This window comes from Mojavia sp. (genome assembly GCF_059505145.1).
In genome coordinates this window covers 130,998-157,733 of the sequence record NZ_JCACKA010000047.1, presented here as the reverse complement: position 1 = coordinate 157,733, position 26,736 = coordinate 130,998, and the positions used below count along the sequence as shown (strand labels likewise).

20 protein-coding genes, 2 tRNA genes and 1 pseudogene are annotated in these 26,736 nt (G+C 41.5%); 10 read left to right on the top strand and 13 right to left on the bottom strand.

The genetic code is table 11. The annotated features are described in order from the left end of the window. Nucleotides 1-346: 346 nt before the first annotated feature. The 3 genes from sigC to lipA all read right to left on the bottom strand — a co-directional run bounded on the left by sigC (nt 347) and on the right by lipA (nt 4,221). On the bottom strand, nt 347-1,597 hold the full coding sequence (sigC, locus tag AC5JL8_RS07915; protein WP_495879228.1) for an RNA polymerase sigma factor SigC: 1,251 nt from the start codon (nt 1,595-1,597) through the stop codon (nt 347-349). Between the two features lie 763 nt (nt 1,598-2,360). Beyond that, the gene (locus tag AC5JL8_RS07910; RefSeq protein WP_495879227.1) at nt 2,361-3,311 is read right to left on the bottom strand and encodes an NAD(P)H-dependent glycerol-3-phosphate dehydrogenase; all 951 of its coding nucleotides are present in this window, start codon (nt 3,309-3,311) and stop codon (nt 2,361-2,363) included. 31 nt (nt 3,312-3,342) lie between these two features. Then, nucleotides 3,343-4,221 (bottom strand): lipoyl synthase, encoded by an 879-nt coding sequence (gene lipA / locus AC5JL8_RS07905; RefSeq protein WP_495879226.1) that lies wholly within the window; start codon nt 4,219-4,221, stop codon nt 3,343-3,345. Nucleotides 4,222-4,361: 140 nt separating this feature from the next. Between lipA and AC5JL8_RS07900 the strand changes: the two genes are divergently transcribed. The 4 genes and pseudogenes from AC5JL8_RS07900 to AC5JL8_RS07885 all read left to right on the top strand — a co-directional run bounded on the left by AC5JL8_RS07900 (nt 4,362) and on the right by AC5JL8_RS07885 (nt 7,055). Further along, nucleotides 4,362-4,435, top strand: a tRNA-Pro gene (locus AC5JL8_RS07900). 702 nt (nt 4,436-5,137) lie between these two features. Further along, a pseudogene (locus AC5JL8_RS07895) lies at nt 5,138-5,295 on the top strand (four helix bundle protein); the annotation flags it as partial. A gap of 208 nt (nt 5,296-5,503) precedes the next feature. After that, complete coding sequence (locus AC5JL8_RS07890; RefSeq protein WP_495879225.1) at nt 5,504-6,577, top strand: WD40 repeat domain-containing protein; 1,074 nt, start codon at nt 5,504-5,506, stop codon at nt 6,575-6,577. Between the two features lie 133 nt (nt 6,578-6,710). Then, nucleotides 6,711-7,055 carry a DUF760 domain-containing protein gene (locus tag AC5JL8_RS07885; protein WP_495879224.1) on the top strand — a complete coding sequence of 115 codons (345 nt, stop codon included), beginning with the start codon at nt 6,711-6,713 and terminating at the stop codon, nt 7,053-7,055. 226 nt (nt 7,056-7,281) lie between these two features. Here the strand turns inward: AC5JL8_RS07885 and AC5JL8_RS07880 are convergent, their stop codons facing one another. After that, entirely contained in the window at nt 7,282-7,776 is a 495-nt protein-coding gene (locus tag AC5JL8_RS07880; protein WP_495879223.1) for a pentapeptide repeat-containing protein, read from the bottom strand. A gap of 220 nt (nt 7,777-7,996) precedes the next feature. Here AC5JL8_RS07880 and gcvT point away from each other — a divergent pair, with 220 nt between their 5' ends. The 4 genes from gcvT (at nt 7,997) to AC5JL8_RS07860 (ending at nt 13,687) form a co-directional block, all read left to right on the top strand. Next, complete coding sequence (gene gcvT / locus AC5JL8_RS07875) at nt 7,997-9,133, top strand: glycine cleavage system aminomethyltransferase GcvT (RefSeq protein WP_495879222.1); 1,137 nt, start codon at nt 7,997-7,999, stop codon at nt 9,131-9,133. Between the two features lie 173 nt (nt 9,134-9,306). Continuing rightward, complete coding sequence (gene gcvH / locus AC5JL8_RS07870) at nt 9,307-9,699, top strand: glycine cleavage system protein GcvH (protein ID WP_495879221.1); 393 nt, start codon at nt 9,307-9,309, stop codon at nt 9,697-9,699. Between the two features lie 213 nt (nt 9,700-9,912). Further along, a complete protein-coding gene (gene gcvP, locus AC5JL8_RS07865; protein WP_495879220.1) occupies nt 9,913-12,831 on the top strand; it encodes an aminomethyl-transferring glycine dehydrogenase in 2,919 nt (972 codons plus the stop codon). 783 nt (nt 12,832-13,614) lie between these two features. After that, nucleotides 13,615-13,687, top strand: a tRNA-Arg gene (locus tag AC5JL8_RS07860). 207 nt (nt 13,688-13,894) lie between these two features. On the opposite strand, the gene AC5JL8_RS07855 is transcribed toward AC5JL8_RS07860, so the two are convergent. Next, nucleotides 13,895-14,812, bottom strand: coding sequence for a class I SAM-dependent methyltransferase (locus AC5JL8_RS07855; protein ID WP_495879219.1), 918 nt, complete (start codon nt 14,810-14,812; stop codon nt 13,895-13,897). 290 nt (nt 14,813-15,102) lie between these two features. Here AC5JL8_RS07855 and AC5JL8_RS07850 point away from each other — a divergent pair, with 290 nt between their 5' ends. Continuing rightward, on the top strand, nt 15,103-16,614 hold the full coding sequence (locus AC5JL8_RS07850) for a hydroxysqualene dehydroxylase (protein ID WP_495879218.1): 1,512 nt from the start codon (nt 15,103-15,105) through the stop codon (nt 16,612-16,614). Nucleotides 16,615-16,641: 27 nt separating this feature from the next. Here AC5JL8_RS07850 and AC5JL8_RS07845 read toward each other — a convergent pair whose 3' ends face one another. The 8 genes from AC5JL8_RS07845 to AC5JL8_RS07810 form a co-directional block, all read right to left on the bottom strand. After that, nucleotides 16,642-16,776, bottom strand: a complete 135-nt coding sequence (locus AC5JL8_RS07845; RefSeq protein ID WP_495879217.1) for a hypothetical protein — start codon at nt 16,774-16,776, stop codon at nt 16,642-16,644. A 9-nt stretch (nt 16,777-16,785) separates the two neighbouring features. Beyond that, nucleotides 16,786-18,114, bottom strand: coding sequence for a hybrid sensor histidine kinase/response regulator (locus AC5JL8_RS07840; protein ID WP_495879216.1), 1,329 nt, complete (start codon nt 18,112-18,114; stop codon nt 16,786-16,788). A gap of 5 nt (nt 18,115-18,119) precedes the next feature. Beyond that, nucleotides 18,120-20,774, bottom strand: a complete 2,655-nt coding sequence (locus AC5JL8_RS07835; RefSeq protein WP_495879215.1) for a PAS domain S-box protein — start codon at nt 20,772-20,774, stop codon at nt 18,120-18,122. A gap of 549 nt (nt 20,775-21,323) precedes the next feature. Beyond that, the gene (rsgA, locus tag AC5JL8_RS07830; RefSeq protein ID WP_495879214.1) at nt 21,324-22,385 is read right to left on the bottom strand and encodes a ribosome small subunit-dependent GTPase A; all 1,062 of its coding nucleotides are present in this window, start codon (nt 22,383-22,385) and stop codon (nt 21,324-21,326) included. A gap of 402 nt (nt 22,386-22,787) precedes the next feature. Then, nucleotides 22,788-23,228: a hypothetical protein gene (locus AC5JL8_RS07825; protein WP_495879213.1), complete on the bottom strand. Its 441-nt coding sequence runs from the start codon at nt 23,226-23,228 to the stop codon at nt 22,788-22,790. A 578-nt stretch (nt 23,229-23,806) separates the two neighbouring features. Next, nucleotides 23,807-24,661 carry a DUF72 domain-containing protein gene (locus AC5JL8_RS07820; protein WP_495879212.1) on the bottom strand — a complete coding sequence of 285 codons (855 nt, stop codon included), beginning with the start codon at nt 24,659-24,661 and terminating at the stop codon, nt 23,807-23,809. Between the two features lie 158 nt (nt 24,662-24,819). After that, nucleotides 24,820-25,428: a DUF4129 domain-containing protein gene (locus AC5JL8_RS07815; protein WP_495879211.1), complete on the bottom strand. Its 609-nt coding sequence runs from the start codon at nt 25,426-25,428 to the stop codon at nt 24,820-24,822. 116 nt (nt 25,429-25,544) lie between these two features. Then, nucleotides 25,545-26,030 carry a DUF2243 domain-containing protein gene (locus AC5JL8_RS07810; protein ID WP_495879210.1) on the bottom strand — a complete coding sequence of 162 codons (486 nt, stop codon included), beginning with the start codon at nt 26,028-26,030 and terminating at the stop codon, nt 25,545-25,547. 182 nt (nt 26,031-26,212) lie between these two features. Between AC5JL8_RS07810 and ybiA the strand changes: the two genes are divergently transcribed. Beyond that, nucleotides 26,213-26,707 carry a riboflavin biosynthesis intermediates N-glycosidase gene (gene ybiA / locus AC5JL8_RS07805; protein WP_495879209.1) on the top strand — a complete coding sequence of 165 codons (495 nt, stop codon included), beginning with the start codon at nt 26,213-26,215 and terminating at the stop codon, nt 26,705-26,707. The last annotated feature ends 29 nt before the right edge of the window (nt 26,708-26,736 follow it).

Here is a 26,736-nt window from a genome sequence, read left to right as displayed (position 1 = left end):
GATTGAAGAATATTTAATCAAATCTTGATGGGCTGAAAAATAATAGGTGATCCCCGCCAGAAACATATCCTCAGAACAGAGTTAACAAAACTCAATCTCGCTTAAGTGATAATAATTTGCCATAACTAGAAAAATTTTGGCAACGGGGATCAAGTCAGTAAAACACAGTGTCGATAGAGTAACTATTCAAAATCATTGAAAAGCTTTTTAGATAGGCTTTTTTAATTTTGAATTCTAAATTTTGTGTAGGAGTACTCGTCTGCTACTTAATAAATAGTCCAGAGTCAACAATCCATAGTTTGGATATTGTTCAGTTCGCTATTGACCATTGACCGCTGACTATTGATTAACTAAGAGACTCCAAGTAATCGCGGATTAGGTTACGGCGCTTAGGTTGGCGTAGTTTTTGTAAAGCCTTAGATTCAATTTGTCGTACACGTTCTCTAGATAAATCGAGAGCACGTCCAATTTCCGCTAAGGAGTAAGGATGGCCATCTGCTAAACCGAACCGCATCAAAATTACATCACGCTCGCGGCTAGTTAAATCAGCCAACAAATGTTGCAAGTCTCTTTGCAAAGATTCTCGCATTAACATTTCTTCTGGGGTTACACTGTCGGTTTCCAGTAATTCCCCTAGCTCTGTATCTTTATCTTTTCCTACTTTTGTTTCTAAAGAAACGGAACGTGGCACACGTAATAAAACTTCCCGTACCTGAGTAGGTGTCATTTCTAGCTCAACTGCCAAATCTTCTAAGGTGGGGGTGCGGCCTTTTTCTTGAGCTATTTTACGTTGGGCTTTTTTAATTTTGTTCAGCTTTTCCGTGATGTGAACAGGGAGGCGAATTGTGCGGCTAGAAGTTGCGATCGCTCTTGTAATTCCCTGACGAATCCACCAGTAAGCATAAGTACTAAAGCGATAACCCTTGGTGGGGTCAAATTTTTCTACAGCTCGCTCTAAGCCTAGCGTGCCTTCTTGGACTAAATCCAACAATTCTAAACCACGATTTTGATACTTCTTAGCAACAGACACCACTAAGCGAAGATTCGCCTTAATCATGTGTTCTTTCGCTTGGAGTCCTTGGGACTGAATTTGCTCCAGTTCTTCTACCGTCATCTTGGCAATTTCTGCCCAGCGACGCTTGCCATCTCCCAAAATTGGCTTCAGGTCTGACACGTTGACACCAGCAGTAGCAGCCCATCTTTCCAAAGATGGTCGGTGTCCCAGTTCGGAGGCCAGACGCTCCTGAACTTCAATTAACCGCAAATAAGGCGAAATTACTGCATCCCCATGCTTGGCGGCGTTAGCAAGAACTATCCGCATCCGCAAGTAACGCTGGACTTTTTGAGCTTCTGAAACTTCTTCATCCCGCCCTAACAATCGAACCCGACCAATTTCTTGAAGATACAAACGTACTAGGTCTGTACTGCGACGGTTGGTGTTAGCAGCAAAATGAGCAGGGTCAACAGCAGTCAATTCCAAATCCTGTAGATCATCTACAGCCAAGTCACTATCGTCAACCGTAAGATCTCGGTCTAATGCCTGGTGGGGTTTTTGGGCGTTGTAAGGGGCATCTGCGTAAAAAGATGTTGCTGGCATAAAGATCGTCTCAATGGCTCCAGGTAACAATAGATTACGGTCAGCTAAGATTAAGGTCAGCTATTTAACTATTGCTATTGTTCCCGTGATTCAAGATGAACTAACACGGTTTAAGATTTGATTACAGTTTTTTTTGAAAAAAAGGAAAAAAAGCTGTAATAGTTATTTTTTAAACATAACTACCGAAATAGCTTGCTGCTGTAGTTCTCTGACTGAACCAATAGCTATTCATCTCTACAGCTAGCTTTTAGGTTATCAACTACCTCATTAACATTTCAATTTCGATAGCTTTTGGCAGTTATAAAAGTAACATTCTATAAACATATTTCGGTGAAAACCATGTTCGTAATCAGCATAGTCATATCTACATGGCTATAAAGGTAGTATCCTGACAATTTACTAATTTCCCTCTAAGGAATATTTGGTAAGAGGTATAAGTAATTGTCATCGGCAGTACGTTAGTAGTAATGCTTAAGTGCAAATACTAAGCAATTGCGGTTTAAGATTCCCAAAATTATAGGACTTACGCACTGAAGCCTGAAAACTTGATCCCCCCTAGCCCCCCTTCAAAAGGGGGAAAGTCTAAAGCTACGCCACTGAGGGAGTCGGGGAACCCGCAAGGGCGCGGTGGCTCCCCTTTTTAAGGGGGTTGGGGGATCTGAGTGCGTAAGTCCTGAATTAGTACTTAAATTTCAAAAAATGTGGAGATTGGAAAGAATTCAGCCATCTGTTTCCAATCTCCATCCGCAAAGTAGTGATTATTTCAATAGTTGTATTCTGGCTTGATGTCTCGCAGCATCAGTTCATCAAGGGCTTGTTGAGGTGTGAGTTCGCCTTGAAGTAAGCGGTAAACTTGCTCGGTAATTGGCACAGGAATATTTTGCAGCCTGGCTCGTTGCACCAAAACCTGACAAGTATTGACTCCTTCAGCAGTTCCTTGTAAATTCGCCAGAATTTCTAAAAGTGTTTTGCCAGCAGCTAGTTGGTAACCAACTTGATAATTTCGGCTTAAAGGGCTATTGCAGGTTGCTAGCAAATCCCCTAAACCTGATAAACCATAAAATGTTTCTGTCTTCGCACCCCAAAAGCTACCAATGCGAATTATTTCTGTCAGCCCGCGGGTAACTAAAGCGGCTTTGGCATTCGTTCCTAGATGTAAACCATCACAAACACCGGCTGCGATCGCAATGACATTCTTCAGCGTTCCTCCCAGTTCCACTCCCACAGGATCGGGATTGGTATATACCCGAAATCGAGTAGAAGAAAACACCAGCTGCACTACTTCAGCAGCAGTGGTGATGCTACTGGCTACTACCGTTGCGGCTGGCAATGACTGTTGAATTTCTTGAGATAAATTAGGCCCAGATAAGACAACTACTCCATGGTTAGGAAATGCTATTTGCCAAATTTGTGACGGCGTGCAGGTAGTTTCTGGCTCTAAACCTTTTGTTGCCGTCACAAAAATTGTTTCTGGAGAAAGGGAGAAAGACTGTACTTGAGTAGCAACATCTCTCACACCTTTCATTGAGATGGCAGACAAGATAATTTGGGCATCTTGTAGCACCTCTTTGAGAGTTTCTGGCCCCTGACGCGACCACACGCGCACCCTATGACCGTTAACTGCTGCCAGATTTGCCAGAGATGTACCCCAAGCACCCCTGCCCAAAATGGCTACGGTTTGTGGATTGTGGATTATGGATTGTGGATTAGCCATTGGTTTTTGGTCATTATTCTCCCTTGTCTTCCTAACCTCGACTGCGGGGGTAATGTTCCATTAATTCTCTGACTTGTTCTGCATGATATGAGCTTCTTGTCAAGGGTGAGGAAACAACTTGCAGGAATCCCAATTCTTCGGCGAATGCTTTCCAAGCGGCAAATTGTTCTGGGTGAATAAAATTATCTACTTTCAAATGTTTTTGACTGGGTTGAAGATATTGCCCAATTGTCAAAATATCGCAATCTACTGCTCGCAAGTCTTGCATGACTTGACGGATTTCTTGATCGGTTTCACCAAGTCCAACCATGATACCGGATTTGGTGTATATCCAAGGAGCAATTTGGCGCGATCGCAAAAGTAATTCCATTGTGCGCTCATAATTACCTTGGGGACGCACACGGCGATACAAGCGTGGAACAGTTTCTGTATTGTGATTTAGCACTTCTGGTGCAGCGTTGGTAATGATCTCCAGAGCATTCCAATTGCCGCACAGATCAGGAATTAGCACTTCAATTGTAGTATGGGGCGAGACAGTGCGAATTGCTGTAATACACTCCACAAACTGAGACGCGCCACCATCAGGTAAGTCGTCTCGATTTACAGAAGTAATTACCACATGATTGAGTTTCATGCGGCGAACAGCTTCTGCTAACCTTGCTGGTTCAGTAGGGTCTAGGGGTTTAGGCTTTTTTTCAAAATCTATATCGCAGTAGGGGCAGGCGCGTGTACAAGCTGGCCCCATAATCAAAAAGGTAGCAGTACCAGCTTGGAAGCACTCACCAATATTCGGACAGGACGCTTCCTCACAAACCGTATTGAGCGCTAAATCTCGCAAAATTTCTTTAACATTACCGACGCGCTCCCATTGAGGCGCTTTTACCCGCAACCAGTCTGGTTTAACAGCCACAATCCGTTTTTCTTACTTAAGTTATACAAATCTAATCGTAGCAACCAAAGCCCTGAGAAATGTAATCTATTATATATAGATGTAATTTTGTTATTTATCGCTGGTTGTGATATCTTGGGTTCATAGTCGCGTTTTTATGACGGGATGTAGCGCAGCTTGGTAGCGCACTTCGTTCGGGACGAAGGGGCCGCTGGTTCGAATCCAGTCATCCCGATTGGTTTTGTTGTCGATTAACACTTTATTTGTCGTCGTTAACTGATTAATGTCATCATTAACAAATTAATGTCGCTGTTGTCTCCTCACTCTCCAAAATTTCATCAACATCATTCGATCTGCCAAAAGCTAAAGATGCATTAACCTCATCGGAGTTTAGCGTTTCACTCATAAAGAAACTCCACCGCTTGGAATCCTTGAAATCTTTGATTTGGAAATACTTGAAGCTACTTCTGACAAAAAGCAAAGTTCACACCCTAAGCCGGCTATGTGATATTATCTAACCTGCTGTAAAGCTACGAAGTGGGCAAGCTGAACGCTAAAGCCACACGAGCGCTGATCTTACAACTAGAGAGAACGAGGCTTCAGTAAAACCATGTATTAAATAGTAATTATTTACTATTGCTCAATAAATATAATACTGCTTTGTTCCAAAAAGCGACATTTAATTTTTGACAAATGGCTTGCTTCTAAAAAGTGATAGTTATTTTGTTATCTAAAAGAACAAATTTTGGAATGGGAAATTTTTAAAAAACAACAGTTAAAATGTTATTTTTTAAAGAAGCGACATTTAATTAATGGAAATAATCCGAGTGTTAAATGCCAGTCAAAAAGGCTGTAATCCATGTATATAAGGGATTACAGCCTTTAATTCTTAGGCGAGATTATTTTGTTAAGACGACAAATAATTAGTTATCTGACAGCAGAATCAGCAGAAACTCAAACATGGATAGAGTTGCTGTTAAATGTGATTACTTAGATGTTGAGACAGGTCGAGAACTTTATAAGACTTATAACCAAATTCTTGGCAGCTTAGTCAACATGATTACCAATCCATTGCCTTGGCTTATGAAACGTTAAGTACCCCATCTCCTCTGCGCCCCTGCTCCTCTCTCTGCCCCTCTGCTTTCCTTCCTACTTTTCCGATTTTTGCCAGTAGTTTGATGAAGCCTATAAGTAGATAAAACGTGCAGTCAAGGTACAACATTGTTGTGCCCTTACAAAAAACTGTATTCCACACGAGTGGGAAACGCTATATATACTAGACAAATTAATCTACCAAGCACAAATGACACTGCAAATCATCACCTGGAAAGCCATCACAGCAGCAACCTTGACATTATCCGCCTTTGTCAATGTCATTAATTTAACACCAGCAACAGCTCAACCTACCCCTAACACTCAACAAGTAGGTCAGGTAATCCTGACCCTATCTGGGCATACAGCACCAATTCGCACCATCGCCCTCAGCGCTGATGGACAGATTTTAGCCAGTAGTGGTGATGACAACACAATCAAGCTGTGGAACCCAAAAACAGGAGTTTTACTCGCCACTTTGAAGGGACATTCAGAAAGAGTGATATCTATCGCTATTACCCCAGATGGGCAAACATTAGCTAGTAGTAGTTCTGACAAGACAATCAAACTGTGGAACCCGAAAACCGGAAAATTACTCCGCACCCTCACTGGACATACAAATCAGGTAACATCGGTTGCTATCAGCCCGGATGGAAAAACTTTAGCCTCTACCAGTTTTGACAAGACAATTAAATTATGGAACTTGAAGAGTGGGCAATTAATTCGTAACTTAAAACCTGGAAAAATTTCCAAAGCCCTTGTTATTAGTCCCGATAGTAAAACCCTGTTTAGTGGTGGTTTAGAAGATGGCAGAATTCAGTCATGGAACCTCAGCACAGGAAAACTACTGCGAACCTTGATTCCACCTCGACCAGTAAATCCTATATATGAGTATCAAAGGGCATCTGGTGTTGTGTCTCTCGCCATCAGTCCTGATGGGCAAACTTTGATTAACGGTGGTTACGATGACACTCATCAGTCACTTCAAGAAACTGATGGCAAAAACGTTAAAGTATGGAATTTGAAAACAGGAAAATTAATTCACAACTTTACTGTTGGTATTGGTAGCGTTGATACAGTTGTGATCAGTCCAGATGGTAAGACTGTTGCTACCGGCGGTTTGTCTCGTGAAATTCAGTTATGGGATTTGAAAACAGCGAAATTAATTAATAAGCTGAATGGTCATGCAGGCGGGATTTATGCTTTAGCTTTTAGCAAAGATGGCAAGACTCTTATCAGTGGTAGCGGCGATAAATCAATTAAGCTTTGGCGGGTTTCACCTTAAACGTGATAGGGAGAATGTACTACTCTGTAAAAGTCGAATAATCCCCTCCTTCTAGGTTCGGCTTCGCTGACTGTACTGCAATTAATATGCTGATAAATTTATTAATAATGAAGCGCGAACTGAGGCAATTATTATGAGTAATCTTTACCACCGCCACCCAGATGATATTGAGTCTGAAGCAATAAGCAACAATAATTTGTGGCAATATGTGCAATCTTTGCATCCTGAAATGGTTGCCCAACTTTCTCAGCCTACTTCACCTGAGGTATTGCAGTTAATTCAACGTGCTATTGTTGCTATGTTAGGTAACTTGCCTAGTGATAGATATCAGTCAGTGATTACCACCAGCCGCGATGAACTAGGAAGGCTTTTAGGTTCTGCTATGGTAGACGGCTATTTTCTTCGCAATGCCGAACAACGGCTAGAAATGGAAAAAACATTGCAACTGACAGGTGTTAAATCCCAAGATAAGGAATAGTTGTAGTGTTGTAACTGGTAACAATAACAGCACGTGTGAGTACAAAAAGCCTTGCTTTGCGTAGATCCTTATGATTAATCTAGTAGCCTCCTTTCAATTACTAACAAATCAGAATCAGCTTGGTTCCAAAAAATTCCCCCTTCTTGTTAACCAAAGAGGGGGCTAATTATTTATTTGGGGTAAGTTATTTTATTTACTGAGAACTTAACATTTTTTCTATAAAGTTCTACTTACATCCCAAAGATTCACGAGTATCCACACCAGTTTTAGAATTTACACCACTAGCCTTAGTGCAGAGTTTCTTTACCTGTGGGCCATCTAAAACTGCATTTGTAAAATCTGCACCTGTGATCTCAACATTATCAAAGGTAGAACGCAACATCATTGCATCTGTCAGTACCGCATCACTTAAATCAGCATCTTTGAATTTTGCTAAGTAGGCGATACCTTCACTAAAATCTACACCATGCAGATTTACTCCTTGCAACACCGTACCGTTAAATACGCCACCGCGTAAGTCGGCATTGCTAAAATTTGCATTCTCTAAATTGACATTGGTAAACTCAGTACCAATGAGAGTTTGGCCAGAGTAATCCTTACCTTTGAGTTCATCGCCAGCAGAACGGGTAATACTGGAAGAACTTGCAGCTTGCGCCGAGAGGGGAAACAAAAAAAGAACCATAGCTAAAACAAAGCTAGCTAGTAGTTGCCAATATTTCATAACTTCTTCTTAATAAATCTCAACACTTCTACTATTAACTATTAAACAGTATTGGGGATTAGGCATTGGGTATGGGGTATGGGGCATTGGGTATTTTAGGTAAGTTTCCCTTGTTCCCTAGTCACCAGTCACCAGTCCCCAGCCCCCAATCCTCATTCTCACCAAAAAAGAATCCTGCCTTAGGATATATAAATGTTGAGGTGCGATCGCAAAAATACCTGTGGCTAATCAAGAAACAGAAATCGCCCAATCTTTGGCGCGAACTCCTTTATACCAACTGGGTGTAGAACTCAAAGCCCGCCTGACCAGCTTCGGCGGTTGGGAAATGCCTGTACAATTTAGTGGCATTAGCCGCGAACATGAGGCTGTCAGAAATGCAGCAGGAATGTTTGACATTTCCCACATGGGCAAATTTATTCTCCAAGGTAAAAACCTCATTTCTCAACTCCAATTTTTAGTGCCCTCAGACTTAAGCCGCTTAAAATCCGGTCAAGCCCAATACACTGTATTGTTAAATCCCCAAGGGGGCATTATTGATGACATCATCGTCTATTATCAAGGTGAAGACACCACTGGTACACAACAGGCAGCGATTATCGTCAATGCGGCAACTACGGGTAAAGACAAAGCTTGGTTATTACAACATCTTGACCTGAATGCAGTTGCATTCCAAGATTTATCAAATCAAAAAGTCTTGATTGCTGTACAAGGGCCAAAAGCTGTTAACTATCTCCAACCTTTTGTAGAAGCCGACTTAAAACCAATAAAAGCATTCGGTCATCTACAAGCACAGGTACTGGGAAAACCTGGATTCCTTGCCCGCACAGGTTACACCGGGGAAGATGGATTTGAGGTGATGGTAGACCCAGAAGTGGGCGTAAAATTGTGGCAACAACTCTATGATGCTGGTGTCATTCCCTGCGGACTCGGTGCGAGAGATACCTTAAGGCTAGAAGCAGCAATGGCACTTTATGGACAAGATATCGATGACAGCACTACTCCCTTAGAAGCGGGTTTGGGTTGGCTAGTTCACTTAGATACCAAAGGTGATTTTATCGGCCGTGCTGTTTTGGAACAGCAAAAAGCCGTAGGAGCAAAGCGCCGACTAGTAGGTTTGCAAATGTCAGGACGGAATATTGCTCGTCATGGATACCAAGTACTATCTTTAGGTAAAGTAGTAGGAGAAATTACCAGCGGTACTCTTTCCCCGACCCTTGGTTATCCCATTGCCTTAGCATATGTTCCTTCACAGCTAGCATCTGTCGGTCAGCAACTAGAAGTGGAAATTCGCGGCAAAGCTTATCCAACAGTTGTGGTAAAACGTCCTTTTTATCGCTCGAAAAATCGTGTTATTTAAAGGATGAAGTATAATTTTCATTCTTTATCCTTTTTTTAGTCATGAACTGATAGCTGCTGATTTTTTGAGGAAAATTGTGTTGTAAGTTGCTCATCTAGAGTATGGTTAATTACCAGATGTAGCTTGGATTACCTTTGGGTAAATAATGTTTTTCATGTGGAGGGGGAAGTAACATGTCGTCTTTTGAATATCCTCAAGATTTGAGATACTTGGATACTCATGAGTACGTGCGATTAGAAGGCGAAATTGCCACTATTGGCATTACTGAGTTTGCCGTAGATCAACTGGGTGATGTCGTATTTTTGGAACTGCCAGAAATAGGAGATGCTCTAACCAAGGGAGATACCTTTGGCTCAATTGAATCAGTGAAAGCCGTTGAAGATCTCAACTCGCCAGTTACTGGCACAGTTGTAGAACGTAATGATGAGTTGATTAATTCTCCTGAACAAGTAGCAGATGACCCTTACGGTGAGGCGTGGTTCTTGAAAGTTCGCGTCAATGACCCCGATGAAGTTCATGATGCCTTGAGTGCCGACGAGTATCGCGCCCAGGTAGAAGGGGAGTAGGGGCTGGGGGCTGGGGACTGGGGACAAGGGGACACGGGGACAAGGGGAAAGAACTATGAAAACTCTTGCTCCAAGTCGTCCCCCATGCCCAATACCCAATCCCCGATACCCAATATTATATTGATGAAATTTAAAGAAACAGCTTTAGCTATAATCCGACTTGTTAAGAGTAATATTGCAAAATATTAAATAGTATTATTTGGAGAGCTATTTGTGGTAATTTACGCTCCTATTCCCAAGTCTAGCGATCGCCAGACACTGGGCAACAATAATCAAAAGTCAAATTTTGCCCAACGACACATTGGGCCTAACTCTGATAACATCCAGCAAATGCTTGATTTATTGGGGATTACCAGCCTTGATACTCTGATTGACCAAACTGTACCCCAAGCGATTCGGCTGAATAAACCCCTACAGTTGCCTGAAGCCCAAAGTGAGTATGCAGCGCTGGCAAAGTTAAAAAAAATTGCTACTAAAAATCAGGTTTTTCGCTCATTCATCGGCATGGGATATTACGATTGCATCACCCCACCAGTGATAGCGCGTAATATCCTGGAAAACCCTGGTTGGTATACTGCTTACACTCCCTATCAGCCAGAAATTGCCCAAGGACGGTTGGAAGCACTGCTGAATTTCCAAACGATGATTATTGACTTGACGGGTTTGGAAATTGCCAATGCTTCGTTACTCGATGAAGCGACAGCAGCCGCAGAAGCAATGAGTTTGAGTTATGGTGTTTGTAAAAATAAGGCAAATACCTATTTTGTTTCTCGTGACTGTCATCCCCAAACTATCGATGTGTTGCAGACACGGGCTAAACCTTTAGGAATCCAGATTATTGTTGGCGAACATCAAACTTTTGATTTTGAGCAACCGATTTTTGGGGCAGTGCTGCAATATCCTACGAGTGATGGCACTATCTATGACTACCGCGCTTTTATTGAAAAAGCCCATGCTCAGGGTGCATTAGTAACGGTAGCAGCAGACCCTTTAAGTCTAACTTTGCTGACACCTCCTGGTGAATTTGGTGCTGATATTGCTATTGGCAGCACTCAGCGCTTCGGTATTCCCTTGGGGTTTGGGGGCCCTCATGCGGCATACTTTGCGACTAAAGAAGAGTATAAGCGGCAGGTTCCCGGACGAATTGTCGGTGTATCAAAAGATGCTCAAGGTAAGCCTGCATTACGTCTCGCTTTGCAAACCCGCGAACAGCATATCCGCCGGGAAAAAGCTACTAGTAATATTTGTACAGCGCAGGTATTGCTGGCAGTCATGGCGAGTATGTACGCAGTTTATCATGGCCCAGCTGGACTCAAGGCGATCGCCGAAAATATTCACCAACTAACTTCAATATTGGCAGCAGGACTAAAGCGCCTCGGTTATAGCATCAGTTCGGAACATTTCTTTGATACGCTCAAGGTGGAGTTGGGAACACACTCTCTAGATGCTATTCTCGAAGCTTGCCAAGCTCATAATATTAACTTGCGAGTTTTTGATGCCAGTGCTGTAGGCATCTCGCTAGACGAAACAACTACAGTAGAAGATTTACAAGACCTATTAGAGATTTTTGCTTTAGGAAATGAATTAACTTTCACAGCCGAAGAATTAACAACTTCTGATTTCCCAATCTCCCGCACCAGCAATTACCTCACCCATCCTGTATTTAACCGTTATCACTCAGAAACTCAGCTGTTGCGCTATCTGCATCAGTTAGAAACTAAAGATTTATCTTTAACTACATCAATGATTCCTTTGGGATCTTGCACGATGAAGTTAAATGCCACATCTGAGATGATGCCAGTAAGTTGGGAGGAATTTGGCAAGATTCATCCATTTGCTCCAGTATCGCAAACACGGGGTTATCAAATTCTGTTCCAGCAACTTGAGGCATGGTTAGCTGAAATCACTGGATTTGCTGGAATATCTCTCCAACCTAATGCAGGTTCTCAAGGTGAATACGCAGGACTTTTAGTGATTCATCAATATCACGAAAGTCGAGGAGAAGCACACCGCAACGTTTGTTTAATTCCTACCTCGGCACATGGAACAAACCCAGCCAGTGCAGTGATGTGTGGGATGAAGGTAGTAGCAGTTGCTTGTGATGCAGAAGGTAACATTGATGTTGATGACTTGAAAGCTAAGGCAGAAAAACATAGTAATGAATTGGCTGCCTTGATGGTGACATATCCCTCAACTCACGGTGTCTTTGAGGAAGCAATTGAGAAAATCTGCGCTGTAGTTCATGCCCATGGTGGACAAGTTTATATGGATGGGGCAAATATGAATGCCCAAGTGGGAATTTGCCGTCCTGGAGATTTTGGTGCGGATGTCTGCCATTTGAATCTACACAAAACTTTTTGTATTCCCCACGGTGGCGGTGGCCCTGGTATGGGGCCAATTGGTGTAGCTTCCCATCTTGTGCCATTCCTACCCGGACACGCTGTGGTTCCCATCAATAAAATTCAGGAGTCAGCCAGTACTGAGGATTCCCACCTCGGTGCAGTTGCTGCTGCACCTTGGGGTAGTGCTAGCATTCTCGTAATTTCATGGATGTACATTGCCATGATGGGTGCAGCTGGTTTAACAGAGGCAACTAAGGTAGCAATTCTCAATGCTAACTACATCGCCAAGAAGCTAGAACCTTACTATCCAGTTTTGTATAAAGGGAAAAATGGTTTAGTTGCCCATGAGTGTATTTTAGATTTGCGATCGCTCAAAAAATCCGCCAACATCGAAATCGACGATGTAGCCAAGCGCCTCATGGATTATGGTTTTCATGCGCCTACTGTCTCTTGGCCTGTGGCAGGTACAATCATGGTAGAACCAACAGAAAGCGAATCCAAAGAAGAATTAGATCGTTTCTGTGATGCGATGATTGCTATTCGTGCAGAAATTGCCGAGATTGAATCAGGCAAGGTAGATATTCAAGATAATGTCTTGAAGAATGCACCCCACACTGTTGAAAGTCTCATCACTGGGGAATGGCAACATCCCTATTCTCGTGAACAAGCTGCTTACCCTGCACCGTGGACACGCGAACATAAATTTTGGCCTAGTGTTGGCAGAATTGACGCGGCTTTTGGCGATCGGAATTTTGTTTGTTCTTGTTTGCCAATGGATGCTTATAACTAAATCATGCCTAGTTGCTGTCAAAGATAGTAACTTCGGGTGAGAGTAGGAAGCAATACGATTCGGATAAGCATTTTTCATATCCCTTGTGGTTTGGAAAAAGGGTAAGGGGAAAATGGGAAAGGTTTGAATTCACCCTTTTGCCTTTTCCTTTCACCCTTTAACCGAACCGTATTGGGAGTGGGACTAGAGAATAGGAAAATTGCTAATTACTAACTTCTCCATTTTTCAAGATTTTTGTTGAACTCAACTGAGTATCAAAGTGTAGCTTTGGTAATTTGAAATCATTAGGCGATGTCTACGATGGCCTACGCCTACGCACTTGACAATTCGCTCTTACAACACCTCTGGCGTTCTTCTTTGCGCCTTTGCGTGAGACAAAAAAATCTATGTAAAATCGAACCGCCAAAGACGCAGAAAGCGCCAAGAAAGAGAGAAGAAGTAGCTTTAGCTGTAATATGGCTTTACACGGGCTAATTTTTGTAATCTAGGAATGAGGGGAGAAATAATTTTATCTGCGAAAGATTTCGTTGACGGTAATATTCACATCAGGAGAAGCTTGAATTGATAAAGTTTGACCGCTAGTGAACTTTTGCATAAGCTAATATCCTACGGCTGTTAGTTGTTGATAAACTTCGAAAATTCGCTCCAGAGGACATCCAACGTAGTTTGAGCAAGAATTCTGCGTTGTGCTTCATTCCCCATGCCCAAAAACTCCATTCCTTTGTGGGTGGAGTTTTTCATCTGCAAATTCAATCATAGACATGCTATAATGGAAAAGATTAAGGGCGCGTGGCTCAGTGGATAGAGCAACAGATTCCGGTTCTGTGGGTCGGGGGTTCAAATCCCTCCGCGCTCGTTTTATGTACAGTGACTAATTATTTGTCATTGTTATCATGTTGAGTGGTATAACAACACTCAGCATTTTTTGCCTGCATAATTTCAAGGATAGCAAAGTGCGATCGCCCAATATCGGGATTTGGTTTTTCATGACGATTAATATTATTAAATAGAATAAACCACTGTGAGGCAGTGGTTCAAATATCAAAAATTGGTATTTTATTAATTACTCTAAAGGTGTGCTATAGGCACTAAAGCCATAAGCTAGCCTTTTTTTCCAACGATCTGAAGGTTTGAGGCTTTTATTAATAGCTTTAGCAAATGGCACAGGAATACCTTTGATAGTTTCCGGTAAAATTGCATATTCCTTTGTTAGTTCTACTGTGTATTGCGGACACTTTGGTTTTATTCCGCAAGCATTCAACATTTCCTCGATTTCAACGGCTGAATATTGCTTGAGATAAATAGGATTTTTTCCGAAAATATTGAAGCTTCTAATTAAATTATGGATAATGTGAGAAGGGCAAGATTTGTTGTGAAAGGAATGATTAAAAACGAAACTACCACCAGGTTTAAGTACACGAAATATCTCAGATAATAAAATCCTTAATTGTGCATCTGGTATATGCATAAATACACAGTTAGAAATAACTAAATCTATAGAATTATCTTCTAGAGGTAAGATTTCTGCTGAGTTGCAAATTACATTAAATTCCGCCCCTGGAAAAAAATCATATTCTTGTTTAACCTTGATTAATCTTCGCAATAATGATTCTGAAATATCAATAGCATAATATTTTTGGCAGTTGAGATTTTTCTCTTTTGAGAGATGTAATGAAGCACGACCATAACCACAACCAATTTCCAGAATAGAACCAACAAATTTATTCATGGGAAATTGATTCCATGTACCACCAGGTCTGCCACCTAGCAAAGTATAATCTTGTTTAATTAGTGATGTGTCTGTAACTTGTTCAATTTTTTGAGAGCCATAGTAGGTTTTACCAATTTCATCCCATTTTTGTTTGTGGTTAGTACTATTTAACTGTTCATAGTTTTCAGGAAAATAAATGCCATCTCGAAAGTGAAATTTATTTAGGCTAATTCTGGATTGTTCTAATTGAGCCATAGAAGTATTTTTCATGAATAGCTAGTTATGTTTCTTGTTATACTCCCAACTAATATTTAAGTGCAAGTGCTTTTAATTAATAGCCCTAAATAAAGATATATAAACTAATTATAAAATCTACTAATAGCTTTAATATTTCCTCAAAAACACAGTAGTTTGTGATAAAAATTTATGTATCAAAAGCAACATTATATAACTAAGTTTAAGTTAATTTGCTAGTTATTTATCAGTATATTTACTTTGAAAAATGTGAATTCGTTTATAAATACTTTAAATTTAACTATATGTAACCACAAGAGATGAAGATGAAAACAGAATCACAGCAAAAACGGATAGTAGTTGTGGGAGCAGGTTGGGCTGGTTTAGGAGCAACCTACCACTTGGCAAAACAAGGCTATGATGTGACGTTGCTAGAAGCAGGGCCTTATCCCGGTGGACTAGTAGCTGGTTGGAAAACATCCGCAGGACGTTCTGTAGAAGCAGGTATACATGGTTTCTGGTATCCTTACAGAAATATTTTTTCTTTAATTAATGAATTAGAAATTAATCCTTTTACAACTTGGACTCGTTCTTCGCAATATTCGCCTGCGGGATTGGAAGTGGAATCACCAATTTTTCAAGACTTACCGCAACTCCCCACACCTTTAGGCACGTTTCTCTACACTCAGTTTAAGCGACTACCACTAATTGATCGGCTTAGTGCTTTACCTTTACTTTACGCTGTTGTTGATTTTGATAATTCTGATGAAGCTTGGCGGCGTTATGACTTTGTAACTGCACGTGAACTCTTTAAAGATTTTGGTGTGTCTGCAAGACTTTATAAAGAAGCTTTTGAACCAATGTTATTGGTAGGATTATTTGCTCCAGGCGAACAGTGTTCAGCCGCAGCCACTATAGGAATGTTGTACTTTTTTATTCTGGCTCATCAACCTGATTTTGATGTAGTTTGGTGCCGGGGGACTGTTGGAGAAAAAATATTTCGTCCTTGGGTGGAACGTATTGAAAAAGCTGGTGCAAAAGTGCTATCAAAGCGGCGAGTAACTGACTTAATTATTGATAGCAATAATCGGGCTAAAAGTGTGGTTTGTGGTGATGAAGTATTTGATGCTGATGCCGTAATTTTTGCTGTTGGTATTACTGGCATGAAGAAAATTGTTGCAAATAGTGCTAGCTTACAAAGCCGTGAAGAATTTCGCAATTTGAATAATTTAGGAGCAATCGACGTTTTAGCGGCTAGGTTGTGGTTTGACCGCAAAATTGATATTCCTCGTCCTTCTAATGCTTGCTTTGGATTTGATGCAACCACGGGATGGACATTTTTTGATTTGAATGCTCTACATGACGAATATAAAGATGAGCCAGGAACAGTAATTGAAGTTGATTTTTATCATGCAAATCAGTTTCTCAATTTGAGTGATGAGGAAATTTTGCCAATAGTCCAGCGTTATTTAGCAACTTGTGTACCAGCGTTTCGAGAAGCAAAGATAATTGATAGCAGTGTAATTCGGTTACCAAATGCGGTAACTCACTTTGCGCCTGGTAGCTATCGCCATATGTTGCCAGCCAAGACAAGTTTTGAGAATGTATTTATGAGTGGGGATTGGATTGTGAACCGTCACGGCTCATGGTCACAGGAAAAGGCTTACGTTACTGGTTTAGAGGCGGCAAATTTGGTAGTGTCATATTTGGGGGAGGGTGCGCCATCTCAAATTTTACCTATAGAAGCGGATGAACCGCATATACAAGTAGCGCGATCGCTCAATCAAACAGTGCGTGAGTTGGGTAAATCTATTTTGCCTAATTTTTGGTTGCCCTAGCTATGCAATCAAAACAGATACCTGATTTCAGATTTTGGGAGACACGCATACAACACAGGCAATATCCACATGAGATTTTTGCTCATCTTTTTCAAGCCAATTAAGGCGGGAGTCTTTAGCATCCCACCATAAAATCTGCATGAAGATACTACCACGTGTCATTATTTGCGCTTAAGCAACTTGAGCAATTCGCTGTTGAATCGGAATTTGAATCACGAATTCTGTCAGATTTCCAGGTGTGGATTGGCAGTAAATATTGCCACCATGTTTTTCCACAACAATCTGGTGACTGATAGACAAACCTAATCCAGTTCCTTTACCAACTGGTTTCGTTGTAAAGAAGGGATTAAACAGCTTTGCTTTTTTAACTTCACAAATTCCGGGGCCATTATCACTAATGTGGATAGCAACCCATTCGTTGCTGATCATTGTGGTGCGAATTGAAATTCGACTTGGTTGCTTTTGAATTTCCGCAAATGAACGCTGTTGATTATATTCATCCAAAGCATCAATGGCATTGGCGAGAATATTCATAAACACTTGGTTGAGTTGCCCAGCATAACACTCAATTAGCGGTAACTGACCGTATTCTTTAACTACTTCGATACCAGAATGTTCTGGTTTTGCCTTTAAGCGGTAATTTAAAATGGTAAGCGTGCTATCAATTCCCTCGTGAATATTTACCGCTTTCATTTTGGCTTCATCTACACGAGAAAAAATCCGCATAGACTTCACAATTTCGTGAATGCGTTTTGCACCGATATTCATGGAGTTGAGCAGCTTTAGCAAATCCTCTTGGAGAAAATCTAAGTCCGTGGCTTCAAGTTGCGTTTGAATACGAGGGGTAGGATTTGGATATTCCTGTTGATAAAGGCGCAAAATATGCAGTAATTCTTGAGTGTATTCGCCAGCAGGAATGAGATTGCCATAAATGAAATTTACGGGATTGTTAATCTCATGAGCAATGCCAGCCACCATCTGTCCTAAGCTAGACAGTTTCTCACTTTGAATTAGTTTAATTTGCATTTGTTGCAAGTCTTCATAAGCTTGGCTTACTTCTGCAACTTTCTGTTCTAACAGAGTATTTTTCTGATCTAGTTTCGCCGCCAAATCATACAACTTCAGGTGCAATTTAACCCGTGATAATACTTCCTCTTGTTGGAAGGGTTTGGTGATATAGTCTACAGCACCGACTTCAAAACCTTCCAATTTGTTAGCAGTATCGGAGAGTGCAGTCATAAAAATGACTGGAATATCTTTAGTTTGCGGATTTGCTTTTAATTGACGACAAGTTTCAAATCCATCAATCTCTGGCATCATCACATCTAAAAGAATTAAATGAGGTAGAGCATATTTGACTCTTTCTAGCGCCACCTTCCCAGATTTCGCCACCCACACTTCTAGCCCAGCCTGATCGAGGGCATCAGATAATACACCTAAGTTGGCAGGATTGTCATCAACAATGAGAACCGTTGCAGTTTGTTCAGTTACAAGATTCATAACTTTTACTTGTGAGATTGAATGAGTGCCAGAATATCTTGGTCTTGAAATCCTTTTGCCAATTGGTGCAGCTTTTTCACAAAGGGGATATATTTTTCATCCATTTGTGCAATTAATGCTGCCTGTTTAATAATTCCCTTGAAATTACCTTTCATCACCAACTCGTACAAAGTTTCGATTTCTGCTGTTGGTGGAGCGATTAGCTCAGTATTATCTCGCTCTGACTCGCTCACAGTGTTCTGCTCTTCATAAACCCACTCTAGGCTCAGATGTTTCCGCAATTTCTGGAACAGCTCCATTGCCTGTATGGGTTTGGGAAGAAACTCATCACCACCTACTTCTAAGCTGCGATGTTGATCGGTTTCAAATACGCTTGCTGAGGAAACAATAATCGCAATGTCTTTGAATGCTTCTGATGCACGAATGCGCTTGATTAGACCGAATCCATCAAGTTCTGGCATTAACAAGTCAGTAATGACAAGTTCTGGTTGAAATTCCGAGACTTTCTGCCAACCATCTTCTCCATTGATTGCTTCAGCCACCTCGAAGCCAATTGGACTGAGCAAATTGGCAATAACTGAGCGATTTGCCCATTTGTCATCAACTACAAGAACCTTGGGTCGGTGGTCTTTAATGCCAATAATTTGTCCGCGATCATCAGCTTGAGATGTTTTGACCCACTCATCAGCTGCGGGCAGGTTGACATCAAACCAAAAAATACTACCAACACCCAGCTCGCTATGAACCTGAATGGTACTGCCCATCAATTCTACAATTCTTTGGCTGATTGCCAAGCCCAACCCAGTACCCTCAGTTTGCCGGCGGTTATCTCCTGCTTGCTCAAAGGGTAGAAAAATAGCTTGGAGTTTATCTTGGGGAACACCGATGCCTGAGTCACGTACTTCAAAGCGAATTTTTCCTTCAGAAGCATAGCTGATAGTAAAGATGACGCTACCTGCATCGGTAAATTTGATTGCATTGCTCAGAAGGTTAATTAATACTTGCCGCAGGCGTTTTTCATCGGCATGGATACCAATAGGTAGTTCTGAAGCTAATTGATATTCAAAGTTAATATTTTTCAGTTCAGCGCGGATGCGGCACATCTCCGCAACACCTTGCAAGAATGCGGGAAAGTGGAAATCAGTGGGTATGAGTTCGACTTTCTGCGCCTCAATTTTTGATAAATCTAAGATGTCATTGATTAAGGTCAGCAAATGCGAACCGCACTGATAAATCACATCAATGCGCGATCGCTCTTCTTCATTGAGATGTTTGGAACGCTGAAGAATTTGGGCATAGCCTAAGATACCGTTGAGGGGAGTCCGCAACTCGTGGCTCATGTTGGCTAGAAATTCGCTTTTAGCGAAACTTGCTGCTTCTGCCACTTCTTTGGCTTGGGCAAGTGCAATTTCTGCGAGTTTGCGGTCATGGATATCAGTATGGACTCCAATCCACTCTCGAATGCTGCCATTTGTATTCAGAATGGGCAATGCTCGTACACTCATGTAGCGATATTCGCCATCGTAACGCTGCAAGCGATGCTCATCTTCATAAAGTATTCGATTAGCAAGAGCGTGTGACCAAACCTCTGCGGTGTGGAGTTGATCGTCAGGATGAATGGCGTTCTGCCAACCTAATCCTTTCAATTCTTCAAAGGACTGTCCGGTAAATGCACTCCATTGGCGTTGTTCAGTGACAAACTCGCCCTCTGCCTTGGTATCCCAAATTATTTGGGCTGTGGCTTCAATTAGCGATCGGAATCGTTCTTCGCTATGTTGCAGCGCTAGCTCTGCTCGTTTGCGATCGGTAATATCTCGTGTTGTGGCAACGATACCGAGAATGTTGCCATTAGCATCCCGCCAAGGAGCCTTGGTAGTAATAAAAGTTCCACTAGTATCAGCACTGGCGAGTAATTCCTCATAAGTCTCGGTGATACCCGTTTTAATAATGTGGCGGTCTTTTGCGATCATTTCACGCGCAACATCCGGCGGAAACACTTCAAAATCGTCTTTGCCGATCATGTCGTCAACTGTTAGGTCAAGAAAGTTTGCCGCAGTGGTGTTGAGGGCGACATAACGCCCCTCACAATCTTTGACAACAATGACGTCTGGTGTACTTTCCAAGATAGAACGCAACAGCATATTGCGTTCGCGTAGGTCTTCTTCAGCTTGTTTGCGCTGAGTAATATTTTCGTTAAACATCATGATGCCGCCAATTTCACCGTTTGCTGTATGCCAAGGACGAATAGACCAGCGTACCCATTCAATAGAACCGTCTGCTCGTGAATATGGGTCTTCCTCGCGTTGTGCGATCGCCCCTGCTAAACACTGCTGGTGAATCTGTTTCCACTCTTGTGTAATCTCAGGAAACACCTCGTAGTGGGAGCGTCCGATAATCTCATCAGTCAGGTTATACTCTTCTAGCCATAAGCGATTCACAGCAACATAGCGCATTTGTTGATCAAATATGACCATCCCCACAGGAGCATATTCAATTGCCTGCTGGAAGTGAGCGACACTTTCATACAAAGCGATTTCTGCCTGGTTGCACCCAGCCATATCAGTGTTTACTCCAATCCACTCACGAATCACACTGCTGGATTGTTCTTCGTTTTGTTTGAGAGCATCCTGGGGGTTTGCTTGCTCTGGCATTTTGCTCATGATCTGCGATCGCTCATTTGCTTAGAAGGTTTCAGATGGAAATCGTTGGTTCATGGTCAATCCTGAATTAAGGGCTAATACTTTATTAAAGTTGGATTTGCTTCACTGCTATGATTCTGGATGCGGAACTTTCCCTATAAGGGTTTCCATAACACAGAGTTCCCTGTGAGCTTGAAAATATAATCGAGGTAAACCAATTCCTAAGTTTCCTGTATATATTGAAACCACATTTATCCTGAGACGAGATCCGGGCAACAACGGAAATATAAAAATTTTGACATTTTAATTACATACACCAGCCTTGTCGCTGGGAAAATAGCGAATTATTAGATATCAAGTAAGACAACTAACTAATGTCTAAGCCCAAAGTCTCCAAAAACATTTAAATTGGGTATATATTAATACTGAAATTAAGTAATATTGACTATAGATTTTTATTCCTTGGCGCAGCTACGCTGCGCTAAGGCTTGTGAAATTTTTCTACATCCTATAAATCCCTTTACCTAAGAAAGCCATAGTCTTAGAAAAACGGATATTTATCCTTGATAATCAACGCTTGTCGTGATTCCGCATGGCTTTATGGATTTTCTTCCATCGTTCTTTCTCAGCTACCTGTGCCCTCTGGTCTTGTTTGCGAGCTAAATAGTCCAGTTCTTTTTGCAATTTTTGGTAGCTGAGAAACCTGGAGTAATCAAGTCTCTCCTCTGCCAATGCTTGCTGCACTGCACAACCGGGTTCGTTATTGTGCTGACAATTGCGGAAGCGGCAATACTGCGTTAAATTTTCGATGTCTGCAAAGGTTTCTTGCAAACCTTCATTACCCGCCCAAATTTGGATTTCCCGCATTCCTGGGGTATCCATAATTAAGCCGCCACTTGGGAGTAAAATTAACTCACGATGGGTGGTAGTATGTCTGCCTCGGTCATCGCCCCGTCGCACTGGTTGCACAGCTTGCACGGTTGCACCCTTGAGTTGGTTAGTAATTGTAGATTTACCAACACCAGAAGATCCCAACAAAGCAACTGTTTGTCTTGGTTGCAAGTAAGCTTTTAAAGCATCCAATCCTTGATTATTAATAGCACTTAAGGTCACAATTGGGACACCCATAGCGATCGCTTCTACTTGTGCCAAGTAATCTTCCAAAGATTTGCACAAATCTGCCTTATTTAAAACAATGACTGGATTCGCTCCACTTTCCCAAGCAAGAATCAAATACCGTTCAATTCTTCTGGGGTTAAAGTCGCCATCTAGCCCTGAGACTAAAAATACAGTATCAATATTGGCAGCAACAATTTGTTCTTCTGTCCTACTACCTACGCTCTTACGAGAAAATTTACTTTTCCTGGGTAAAATCTCGTGGATAGTTGCTCGTCCTTCCATCTCTCGCGTACTGATTACAACCCAATCCCCGACTGCGGGAAAGTTCTGAGGTTGTGCAGCTCGATGTCTAAATTTACCTGCTATTTCGGCTGAAAGCTCTCCATGTTCGGTGTAGAGGATGTAGGTATTTCTATATTCAATGGCAACTCTACCAATGCTAAATCCTTGTTGACGATAGAGTTCAAACCTATGAGCAAAAAATTCACTCCAGCCTAGACAATCTAAATTCATTGATGTTTCCTCGATGTGTGCTACTTGTTTTGCACAAGGCCGCACAGAGGAGGACTCTTCTCTACGGGTGTTCACCCGGTTGAGGAACCAGTGCGTTAAAGCAATTGGCGTGAAAGTGTCCGCGAATTCTGGGTTTCATTCCTGTAAGGAGGACTGAAAAAGAATCTCTGCGCCTTGTGTCCGTTGGGTTGGAATGGTTAATATCACCCGAACTGCTACAAACTCAGTCATCTTTTTTCCTCCCTTATGTACTACAAGAAGTATTCGTGCTTACTACATTAGCATATTTCGGAAAAATCGGTACTAATATCATCTTGGCCTAACGATAAACTTTGCGATCGCTTGGTTGATTAGTCATACTCTAACCAACCTAGCGATCGCTAGCTTCCTCAAATTTGATGTTTATCTTGTTCTTTGGCGTGTATGTCGTCCATCAATTCCCTGTTTGATCCAATTCAAACATTCGTATTCTGATTTGAATAATTTTGGCGCAGCAATATTATTCAATAATTCTGGTGGGTAATGGTCGTAAAAATACTTATCCTCCTCGTGGCTGACAATAATCAAATTGTGGCGGTAAATATAGCGAGACTTAAAACTATCTCCGTTGCTAACAAAATCTGATTTTTGATCAATATGTTCTTTGGCAATATCTATGATATTAATGATGCTACTGCCGTAGATTCCTGCTGGATTTTCTGCTTTATGGAATTGGCTTTTATGACCAATTTCTGCCAATAGTTTATATGAATATATTTCATAACTATCGGCTTTGCCAAAAACAAATGGAATGATGAGATATCCTTTATATGAGACTGAGCTTTCATAAAGAAGACGACTCATCGTAACCTCCTTTGGTATAACTGCTCCCTAAAAAATCGCTCCAATCACTTCCACACTAACACTCGATATATTGCTGTTAGTTAGTTGCACAATCAATATATGCCCATTGCCCTTTTGCCAAGAGGGGTATCTCCCCCTTTTGAAGGAAAATATAGGGTATCGAGGCTAATTAGAAAAGTATTGCAATAACAATTATCACTCTTTTTGAAATTAGTAAGTAATAAATATATCGCAAAAGTCAAAAAATCATGAATTTCGGTTTGAGCGTACTATAGCAATCCGATTTGATTCGGAGAATTTACTTGCGTGGACAGGGAACAGGGAATAGGGAACTCTTAATAGGAAAGAAGGGATAGATGTGTACCTAGCTTCGCAAAAATCAAATAGGAGTCCTATAGTTTTCTAAGTTGATGGAATCTTGATGGCAAAAAAGCTATTTATTCAGAAATCTGATTCATGAGTAAGGCATAAAATGTTACACCTTTAATGTGCATATTTTTGTTAACTGGGAAAAGGCAGCAATTTATCTCCCCATCGGCTTCAACTGATAAGTTTATATACTTAGCAATTGAAGACACTCACCATAAACTCAGCTGGTTAGGAGGATGATCAAGATTATCCCAAGGTAGAGGTGGAACTACTACACCATTCTGTTCTAACAGCTTTTGGAAGTAACGTCCTGTACTAGGCGATCGCTCTTCCATAGGACAATGAACAAAAAAATAAATTCGTGTTCCCATCTGCAACCACTGCTGAATCTGCATCACCCACTCTTCCATAAACGGCTGATTCACAGATAAATTAGGATGAGAGATAAATCGAATCAGGCTAAAAGGTGCAGTCACGCTAAATTGCACTGGTAATTTGGGTTTGCGTCGTTCTGAGTGTAGCTGAGGGTCATCATCTCCAGTGTAGATAGGGCGGGAATCTAATAGGACTCTACCCACGCCTAGCTTTTTCAACAGCACTGTCAAATTACTAGCATGAGGTTCCTTGAACCAATCCTGATGTCGAACTTCTAGTGCTAGGGGTGCTACTGTGTGCGGCCAAGCTTCCAAAAAGGTAGTCAAATCTTTGAGTAATGTAGGTGCATAACTTGGTGGTAACTGGGCAAACATCGGGCCCAAACGTTTACCTAATGGACGCATCCCCTCTAAAAATTTTAAAGCAGCGGGGATATAGGGTTGCAGCAAACCCTGATGGGTGATATCTCGCGGTAACTTCAAGCAAAATTCAAAACTTGGGGGCGTTTCGGTTGCCCAACGGGTAACAGTTTCCTGGTTAGGTACAGCATAGAAGGTGGTATTACCTTCAACAGTGCTGAAGCGACGACTGTAGAGGGAAAGAAAGTCGGCTGTACGAGTACCTTGAGGGTAAAGTTCGCCCACCCAACCTTTATATGCCCAAACTGCACACCCAATAAAAAAGTTCACGAGCTTTTACACAAACAATTTATTGTAAACTTACAGCGTCTAGAAGCTTTGATGTTTCATCCTCAATTTTACAGGTTGGTTTGAGATATTGATTGGCGATCACCGCAAAGGATATTCATTGCCTAGTTTAAAACAGCCGATAAGCTTTGCAGATGCAATCATTCGGGGAATATCTCTCGATAGGCTTGCTGACATTGCTCATAATTTTCTGGCAAAATCTCAGCATCGCTAAAACATAATTGTTCGTGAATGGTAATCAAAGTTTCATAAGGCTGTATCGACATTACAGATGAACTGAGTAATTGCAGATATTCGCCATCAGTACGGCTGGGTTTGTGGGGAACAACACCTGCATCATGCAAACGCTGCAATATCGCCAAATAAAGGTAACGACAAGCTTCACGGTAGTTACCCTGATGATACAATTCTTGCGATCGCGCCAACAAAGAAGCAATAGACAACTCACTTGAGTTGATTTGGGACTTTGAACGAGTATGATTGCCACCTCTAGACAACCAAGAATACACATAAGGGCCAAATTCTCGCCACAACCGCCAAATTACCCAAACTAATAATAAACCTAGTGAAAACCAAAACAGTACATTTAGCAATTTACCTAACCAAGGGCTAATTGCCCATTCTTGAGGCCATTGTGGTAAAGCGGATTGAAACTGAGAAAACTGGTATTCTAACCATTCTCCCACTTGTTTTTGTAACTGAGAAAGCTGCCAATTCCAGCTGGTTTTTTCAAAAGCGTCTGTGGACATAGAAACGGAAAGGGGAGATGGGGAGAATGGGGCTTTTTGCCAAAGTTAAAGCAAGGGTAAAAAGCATTAATCCCTTTTACCCTTCAGTTTTGCTTTTTGCTAGACAGCAAGAAGAATTACGATTTTGCGACTTTGCTATTTTGTATCATGATCCAACCGACTACAACAAGCAGCGCACCAAATATGAGAAATCCGAGATCCCAAGCTAACTGATTCGGCCCTGATTTCACATGATGGATACCAAGAATTTGGTGATCAATCAGTCCTTCAACTAAATTGAACAGTCCAAAACCGACGAGTATAGATCCGATAAAGGTCTGTGTTGACCAAGGAACATCATCACGCCCACCAGCCCGCCATAATAAGGCTACTCCTACCACAGTTAGCACCCAATCTAAGGCATGAAATAACCCGTCCCATACCATGTTTAAATCTAAATTTGAGACGGTTGTCAATGGTCTAACATTACTTAACATATGATGCCATTGAAGGATTTGATGCAGTAGGATGCCATCAACGAACCCTCCTAGACCTAAACCAAGGAAAATTCCTGCAGTAATCAGTGGCATAGGTCGGTTAATTTTCTCGCTGTTTGCCTCCATCCTCAACCTCATAGATAGGCTTTTTACCACCATAGAACTGTTTTGCAAGCGATATCTTCTGTCTGGAGGCAAATGCTAGCGTGCAATTTAAAGTGGACAATTTCTTGCTAGGTAGTCCTTGCAGATGTGTTAATTAGCATCTACAGGCATGATAAAAATTGATATTAAAGAGCAATTTTCAAATGAGTATTTACTTTTACAAGGTTTGGCAGCCTTATGGCTGTTTTTCTAACTTTTCTCCACATGGTATCCACATTCAGGGTATCTATTGGCCAACAGTTGAACATTATTATCAAGCGCAAAAATTTGTGGGCAGCATTGATGCGGTGATTATACCCCTCATCCATACTGCCAAAACTCCAGAAGAAGCTGCCGCTTTAGGACGCTGTAGCACTCGCCAACTACGTCCAGATTGGGAGATGGTCAAAACTCAGGTGATGCGAGAAGCCGTACTCCAAAAGTTTCTCACTCATGCTGATATCAGAGAAATCCTTCTCAAAACAGGCAATGAAATTCTCATAGAAAACTCCCCAAACGATTATTTCTGGGGTTGTGGTGCAAATCAAACAGGTCAGAACCATCTTGGTGAAGTTCTGATGAGTGTGCGTGAAGAAATCCGCAAGTTAGTCTCCGTACCGCAATTTTCTAAGAATGTTTGTAACATTAATTACGGTTAACTTTTGGTAAAATATAGTTAGGGGGAATA